A 299-nucleotide genomic window follows, 5' to 3' on the forward strand; every position below is an offset into this window, starting at 1 on the left:
CGGGTCGATATCGACATGGCTGCGAATATGGCTGCTGCCATGGGCAATCAGGCCGATCGCGTGACGCATCGACTGGCGGTGGGGGTCCATGCCCAGATCCAGCCGGTTCTCGCGCTCGAAATCGATCCGTTCGCGCAGGATTGCGGCACGGTTGTTCTCGTGCCAGCCCATCCCCCAGCACGTCTTGTCCAGATGGGTATGCGCATCGATCAGACCGGGCCAAAGGATCGCGCCCCGCCCATCCTCGACCGGCATCGCTTCAAGTTCGGCCACAGGACCGGTCCCGGCAATAATGCCGT

The 299-nt window shown here is 63.2% G+C and carries 1 pseudogene; it reads right to left on the reverse strand.

Annotated features, from left to right (window positions below):
* Nucleotides 1–273: pseudogene (locus K3A85_RS17815) on the reverse strand (metal-dependent hydrolase); the annotation flags it as partial.
* Nucleotides 274–299: the final 26 nt, after the last annotated feature.

The organism is Novosphingobium huizhouense (genome assembly GCF_020179475.1).
In the GTDB taxonomy this organism is placed as follows: domain Bacteria; phylum Pseudomonadota; class Alphaproteobacteria; order Sphingomonadales; family Sphingomonadaceae; genus Novosphingobium; species Novosphingobium huizhouense.